Origin of the sequence: Okeania sp. SIO2F4 (assembly GCF_010672385.1) — a bacterium.
Taxonomy (GTDB): domain Bacteria; phylum Cyanobacteriota; class Cyanobacteriia; order Cyanobacteriales; family Microcoleaceae; genus Trichodesmium.
Genome location: NZ_JAAHGT010000480.1, coordinates 1 through 7294, shown reverse-complemented (window position 1 = coordinate 7294; position 7294 = coordinate 1). Strand labels below are relative to the sequence as shown.

At 32.9% G+C, this 7294-nt stretch carries 5 protein-coding genes; all 5 read right to left on the bottom strand.

Annotated features, from left to right (window positions below):
- Positions 1–153 precede the first annotated feature (153 nt).
- Complete coding sequence (locus tag F6K22_RS25300) at positions 154–1071, bottom strand: hypothetical protein (protein WP_293104342.1); 918 nt, start codon at positions 1069–1071, stop codon at positions 154–156.
- Between the two features lie 1176 nt (positions 1072–2247).
- The gene (locus F6K22_RS25295) at positions 2248–4134 is read right to left on the bottom strand and encodes an ATP-binding protein (RefSeq protein ID WP_293104339.1); all 1887 of its coding nucleotides are present in this window, start codon (positions 4132–4134) and stop codon (positions 2248–2250) included.
- Positions 4135–4227: 93 nt separating this feature from the next.
- Positions 4228–4698 carry a PDC sensor domain-containing protein gene (locus F6K22_RS25290; protein ID WP_293104336.1) on the bottom strand — a complete coding sequence of 157 codons (471 nt, stop codon included), beginning with the start codon at positions 4696–4698 and terminating at the stop codon, positions 4228–4230.
- Positions 4699–4735: 37 nt separating this feature from the next.
- Positions 4736–5539, bottom strand: coding sequence for a sensor histidine kinase (locus F6K22_RS25285; protein ID WP_293104333.1), 804 nt, complete (start codon positions 5537–5539; stop codon positions 4736–4738).
- 84 nt (positions 5540–5623) lie between these two features.
- Positions 5624–6058: a response regulator gene (locus F6K22_RS25280; protein ID WP_293104330.1), complete on the bottom strand. Its 435-nt coding sequence runs from the start codon at positions 6056–6058 to the stop codon at positions 5624–5626.
- Positions 6059–7294: the final 1236 nt, after the last annotated feature.

The following is a 7294-nucleotide window of genomic DNA, read 5'->3' as shown; positions in this document are numbered from 1 at the left end:
ACCCAACCTACCCAATCACTTCTTCTTTCCCTTTTCGAGAAGTCTACTAGGGAAGGGGAAGAACACTTTGCCCCTCTCGGAGCACCAGAGGGGTCGGGGGAGAGGTATTCATTAAACAATGTTGGGTTTCATTCTTCAACCCAACCTACCCAATCACTTCTTCTTTTCCTTTAACTTACTACTGTAACCCATAGCACTAAATACTAATAAACCAAAAATAGCACTAGGTTCGGGTACAGATGTTGGAGCAGAGGCTTGAGAGGCTTGAGGTAAAGTGTATTCAACACTGCCTCTTATGTCTCCACTACTTTCATTAAAATCGAACGAATCTTTATATAAAGACAAAAAACCTGCCTCAAAAGATAATCCCAGAAGATCGCCATCTGAAAATAAAACTTCAGCACCTGAGAAAGGATTGAAAAACTCGAAATCTATATCATTTTCATTGGTATAGTTAGTACCCAAAAAACGGAAACTGAGATCGGAAACTGAAAAAGATTCTTGACCTTCTCCTGTGAATCCTAAACTATAATATGTCAGGGAACCATCAAAAGTTTTATCAACTAAACTGGTCTTAGATCCTAGTTCTACTTCTATTCTAGAATCTTCTGTTATAGTAACTGTAAAATCAATTGAAATTTCTCTAGGTTCTATCGCACCAGATATATATGTTAAGTCTTCAAATTTTTCTCCTGTTACAAAAGATTCGCTTTCATTATTAAAAGGAGTGAACTGTGAGATTACTTGGTCAATAGTAACGCCATCAGGTAAATCTTCAGCACTAAGAGTTTCATTGCTGCATGATTGTTGAAAACGCGTGCCTGTAGATCCGTCCTCAATAATAGTGCATGTCATCGTCTCCCCAGGAAAATTGGGTATCGGGACACCAGTGTATGTTGTTGTTATTTCGCCATTTGCTGCATCATTTGATCCAGTTGTCGTTGTACGGCTTGATGGTGTACCTCCCACATTGATGTTGAACGCGAAAGCAGATTCATTTCCTACTAATATCGCTCCACCCAATACTATTGAAAGGGAGAGAAATTTTGACAGAAGAGAATTTTTAATCATTGATTATATCAGTTTATTAGATGTTTCTAGAGTCAAAAAAGAGAGATGAAGATATTCGTATCTACATAAACATTTTTAGGTAGTGCGTCAAGGAAGTGCAGGAAGTGTGGGAAGTAGAAGGAATAATTGTACCTGTATCTTTTTGTGCAAGTCTGCCTTTCGTTCTAACTTTTTGGTCTTCAAGGCTGAATTCTTTACACTTTTTTCCCGACAAAAGTTGGAAAAGCTCAATCTTTACAGTACTTTTAGATGATTATTGACCAGCCCTACTTACTTATCCCACACTTTACTGATGCACAACCCATTTTTATCTATATATTATTAATCTTGACACAACGGTTTTTCTATTGTCAAGACTATCTGCATGAGTTTACAGCATCTTCATAAAAAATCAGTATTTTATCGTAGTAAAGTCGATAGATAATTAAGTAGGTACGCACAAAAAAGCTTAACTAGCTATTAGCTTTTAGCCCATACGCTATCAGCTTTTTGAGCTTGGGTTTAAATCCCCTGCAACTATTGCGCAGGATGGTGCGCGGAGGGGTTTAAATCCCCTTCGTTCACGTTTACTGCTGAGTGCTGAGTGCTGATTGCTGATTGTTTTTTTAACCCAACCGACATCTATTGCAACATTTAAGATGAAACAGTCCACTACATTAAGTTTTGTGAACTAACTCTGAGCTACTACCTAAAGTTGATTTGAGGGCTAATTTGCATTTTGTTACATAGCGACAAATTTTAACACCTATCGACTTAGATAGATTTAGTTAATCTAATACCAATTCACTTTAAAAATGTCACAAATAGTTTCAAACTTTAGATGTGAAATAGTTTCCTGAAACTACTGAGCGTGTAAAAGTTATGAGTCTATAAAATCATAATGCATGACTTTTGACTTTTGAATTCCGTGAAACGGTATAAGCTGGAGAGTCATCTGCCACATTACTTCAAAATGAGACTTATTAAAAATATCTACAAAGTGCTCTAATTATCTAAAAATCTATCTTCAGTTTCAGCATTTTTTATTAGAAGAGAAACACTAAACTGGTTAGAAGTTGATGCTACATCAGGTATATGAGGCAATGTGTATCTTAGCGCATCTATGGATGGATTAAACAGGAAAGTTAAATATAGGTTTCGGGAATCACTTTAAGCAACAAAATTTTCCCATTCCTATCAATCTTGATACAAATACTTCTCTACAAAATCAGTAATTTCTTTGTCTCGAAACTCTAGGGCTAAATTTTTCAAATGTTGGGCAAAGGGAATATATTTTTTGTCTAATTCTTCTAGATAGACTGCTCTTTCTTGAAATTTTCGCATACTGCCTAGCATGACAAATTCATATAATATTTCTATTTCTTCTGGAGGCGGTGGAATTATAGATTCAAGTTTTTCTGATAGACTAATATTATTTGTATCTAGTTTTTCTTCTACTACTTCTTCTTCATAAATCCAGTCTAATTGTAAATATTTTCCTAAGAGTAATAGTAATTTATTTTCATCAATAGGCTTAGATAAAAAATCATTACAACCTGATATTAGACTTTGCTTTTTATCCGTATCTAAAACACTGGCTGAAACTACAATAATTGGAATTTTTTGTATTTCTGGCAGGTTTCGGATAACTTGAATTGCTTCAAATCCAGTTTTCACTGGCATTACTAAGTCTGTTAAAATTAAATCTGGCTGATGTTTTTGAGCTAGATCTATTTCTTCTTGACCATCTGTACCAAGAATTATTTCAAACCCCAAAGGTTCGAGCATATTTTGCAGCACTAATAGATTTTCTTTTTGATCGTCTACTACTAAAATTTTGCGTTTTGTTCCTTCGTATCCAATGATGCGGCCTATTGTTTCAGTAGTAGTTTTTATTGAGGTATTAACTGTAGATAAATTAACTTCAAACCAGAAATTTGAACCTTGGCTCAATTCACTTTTAACCTGTAGTTTACTGCCCATTAATTCAACTAACTGTTTAGTAATAGCTAGTCCTAAACCTGTTCCTTGCTGCCGATGTTTAGTATTGCCTACTTGTTCAAAAGGTTGAAATATTTTTTCTAAATTTTCGGCAGTTATTCCAACTCCTGTATCAATTACTTCAAACTTAATAATTGCACTATTACTTTGAGTTTCTATCTGAGTAACTTTCAAAGTTACTTGACCGTTATCGGTAAATTTAACGGCATTTCCTAATAAGTTTAATAGTACCTGTCGCAAACGTTTTTCATCTGTTTGAATGCCTATTGGTAAGTGAGAATCTAGTTTATATTTGAAGAGAATATCTTTTTCTAGAGCGCGCATTTTGATTATTCCCACTATACTTTCTAGGAAAGAAATAAAGTGAATTTCACCAGGGTAAAGCTCCATTTTTCGAGCTTCTATTCTCGACAAATCTAGAATATCATTAATTAATGTTAAAAGATGATTTCCACTATTGTGAATAATACTAATAGCATTTTTTTGAAGAGGGGTAAAGTTGCGATCGCGTTTGAGAATTTGAGCATAACCAAGAATACCGTTTAAAGGTGTTCTGAGTTCGTGACTCATATTTGAAAGAAATTCACTTTTTGCTTGATTTGCTGTTTCTGCAGCTTGTTTAGATTTTTTTAGTTGTTTTTGTTCAAATGATTGAATTTGCCATAAAATAATCATCATCATTGTTGCTAATGCTGTGACTACTAAAGCAATTAGATCGAGAGGTCTAAGTTGAGATTCAATATTTTCTCGGGGAATTACAAGTGCAACTGACCAGTTGGTTTCTTTTAATGGTAAATATACCACATATTGGGAAATTTTATTTATTTTAGTTAGTAAAATTCCTTGCTTTGTACTAATCATTAGTTGAGCAATAAATGCCAAACCTTGGTCTGAAGAATTGACTAAACTAGGAGCTGGTTTTTCCAAAGTTGACATTAATTCTGGGTTGGGATGAACAATAGCTTCTCCTTGAGAATTAAGTGCAAAAGCATAACTTTGTTTACCATAATCTAAACTATTAACAATATCAATGACTTTTTCAATATCAACTACAGCATCGGTCAAACCGATAACTTTTCCCAATGGTTTTTCTGGTTCGGGTATTCCAGAAAAAACTGGAGCTTCAAAAGCTACTATTCTTTTTCCTTTAGGAACACGAGCAATGAGCGGATCTGATCAAGTTGTTGTTCCACTATTCATAGCTTCTCGAATGTGTTCGCGATCTTTGAGATTAATTACTCCATTTGCCTCCCCTTCTACTGTAATGTATAAGAAGAAATCAGCATCAATCATTGCTAGGTACATAAAATCTGGCAGTCGTTTTTCTTCTGCTTGTAAATAGGGTTTAATTTTAGACCAGTCCATTGTTCGGAATATAGGATTATTTGCTATTGCTTCGAGTGAGGCTTTTTTATGACTTAGCCAACTATCAATTTCATTAACACCTTTCTGCACTTCTAGAAAGGCTTTTGTTCTTAAGTTATCTAAAATTAAATTCCTAACTATTTGATAGCTGAAGTAAGCAGTCAAACTAACAACTAATGTCGTACTAGCAATAATTATTCTCACCCAAAAATTACGAGATAAATTTTTAGGTTGAGGCTCTGATAAATTTTGTTGTTGAAGTTTTTTGCTGAAAAAAATCATTTTGCTTTGTTCTCAAAACTAATTAATCATTTAACTCCTAATTATTACTTTGAAAAATTGGTATGATAATAGTAAATATTGTACCTTTACCTAATTTTGATTCACATAAAATTTTTCCCTGATGTTTTTCTTCTACTATTTTGCGAGAAATGGAAAGTCCTAATCCTGTTCCTTTGCCCACTGCTTTTGTAGTAAATAAGTGGTCAAATATTTGTTTTTTTGTCTCTTCTGACATTCCATGACCATTGTCTTGAATTGTAATAATTACTTGCTGAGAATCTAGACTTACTTCAGTCGAAATTTTTATTTGATAATCAGATTTTGTTTCTTCCTGATTAATTTCATCATATACATCAATTGCATTAGCTATCAAATTCATAAACACTTGATTTAGCTGTCCTGGAAATCCCATAATTTTAGGAATATTGTCATAATTTTTGATGACATTAATTTCTGGGCGATGCTTCTTACCTTTTAATCTATGTTTTAGTATCATTAAGGTACTATCAATTCCTTCGTGAAGGTTAAAATTTACTTTTTTATTTTGATCTGCACGGGAAAATATTCGCATTGAGGTACTAATTTCCTGGATTTTTTGAATGCCATATTTAATAGAAATAAGCATTTTCGGCAAATCAGTTAACAAATATTCTAGTTCTATTTTTTTGGATTTTTCCTCAATAATTTTTCCAGGTTGAGGAAATTTTTCTTGATATAGTTTTAAATATTCAATTAGTTCTTGCACAGCTACTTCAGTATGCTCTAAGTTACCTACAATAAAACCCAAGGGATTATTAATTTCATGGGTAATTCCTGCTATAAGTAAACCTAGAGATGACATTTTTTCACTCTGAACTAATTGCAATTATGATGCTAGGAGTTCTTGCAAAGCTGTATTTAGTTTTGTCGTGCGTTCTTCTACTTGTTATTCTAGTTTTTGAGTCAAAAAGTAAAGCTGAAGATGGAGGTTAATTCTAGCTAAAACTTCTTCAATTTGAATTGGTTTAGTTACATAATCAACTGCCCCTACTTCAAATCCCTTGACTTTATATTCTGAATTAGTAAGACCAGTCATAAATATCACTGGAATATTTTGAGTTGCTGCATCTGTTTTTAATCGACGACAGGTTTCAAAACCATCTATTTCTGGCATTAAAATATCTAGCAGAATTAGATCGGGATGAGCAAATTTTGCTCTTTTAATACCATTTAGACTATCACTAGCAATTAAAACATTAAATCCCCCATCTTCTAGAGAAGTAGCTGCTAAACTTAAGTTAGTTGGGTTGTCATCAATTACTAGAATGGTACTTTTATTGTTTATATTAGTATTGAACTGATAATTTTTGGTAGATTTCATTACCATATCTATTCCATAGATAAATAATTTATTATAATCCTTTATTGATCGATTATACAAATAGTATAGCAATTTGAGAATTGGTAATACTGTTTCACGGAAGTTAAAAGTTAAAAGTCAAAAGTCATACATTTAGATTTTATAGGATCAAAACTTTGACACTACAGTAATTTCAGGAAATTATTTCACTTATGGGGTTTGAAACTATTTGTGATATCTTTAAAGTGAATTTGTATAAGATACACAAGTTTTGGATTTAAGGGAAAAAGGAATAGAGAAAAGAAAAATAGTCTACCTAATTAAAGATGAGAACCGCTATATTATTTTTAGTTCCACAATTGAGATACAAGAGACATCAGAGAAGCAGTTATTTAATAATTGCTAATTATACCAATTCCCCAAAATAATGCTATACTTCTCCAAAAGTTCAGTTTCAGTTATTAAGTAATAAGTAAAAGTTGAGTAATTTTTTTAAAGATTTTAGAAATGAACTTAATATATATTATTCCTAATTTCTATGCTCCCTGGTCTCTACTCGCTGCTCTGAAGAAGATGTAGCAAAAATGGTCGATATTTGGTATTAGACGAACTTAATTTCAATTATGCTTCTAATATTCTTAGCTACAATATCTTGTTATTGTTTTTCATAAAATTTAACAGCTTTACTATTAGCATACTGGATTGCTTGTAAGTTTTGAACCTCTCCATTATGGTTTTTAATATTTAACAACACCAACCCTACATTATGCTTGGCTTTTACATAACTCAATACAGTTTAGTTAAGGATTTTTTGCATAAGAAAGAAGAAGGAAGAAAAAAAGTAGATTAGTCTATAGATCGATACAGTTCAGTTAAGGATTTTTTTTTGCAGTTCTGTAATCTCAAAAACTTATCTAATGGTTCCATACTTATGAGTTTTGGTCCGATCTGAACCGTCTTTCTGCATAAGTTGGATTTATTTTAAGGGACTTCCAAATAAAAAACTATCCCATTAGCTATGAAAATAAGGGAGTAGGGAGCAGGGAAGAAATTGAAAAAGTAAGGGAGTAGGGAGTAACCATTCATTAATGGATAATGGATAATGGCGAACTTGATAATTACAAGAAGGTTAAAACCGTTACACCAATTGAATATAAGGAAATTCAAGAGCACTTTTCTCAAGGGGAGATTGGATATAGCAAGGAGACCTCGCCATCCCATCCTGACGGAATGCTCCGCTTTCCGACCGCTCTCTTA

What these genes read in the sequence shown, in the direction of transcription:
- F6K22_RS25285 (WP_293104333.1), bottom strand. Translation starts at nt 5,539, where the DNA reads ATGTCATCTCTAGGTTTACTTATAGCAGGAATTACCCATGAAATTAAT.
- F6K22_RS25300 (WP_293104342.1), bottom strand. Translation starts at nt 1,071, where the DNA reads ATGATTAAAAATTCTCTTCTGTCAAAATTTCTCTCCCTTTCAATAGTA.
- F6K22_RS25290 (WP_293104336.1), bottom strand. Translation starts at nt 4,698, where the DNA reads ATGATTTTTTTCAGCAAAAAACTTCAACAACAAAATTTATCAGAGCCT.
- F6K22_RS25280 (WP_293104330.1), bottom strand. Translation starts at nt 6,058, where the DNA reads ATGAAATCTACCAAAAATTATCAGTTCAATACTAATATAAACAATAAA.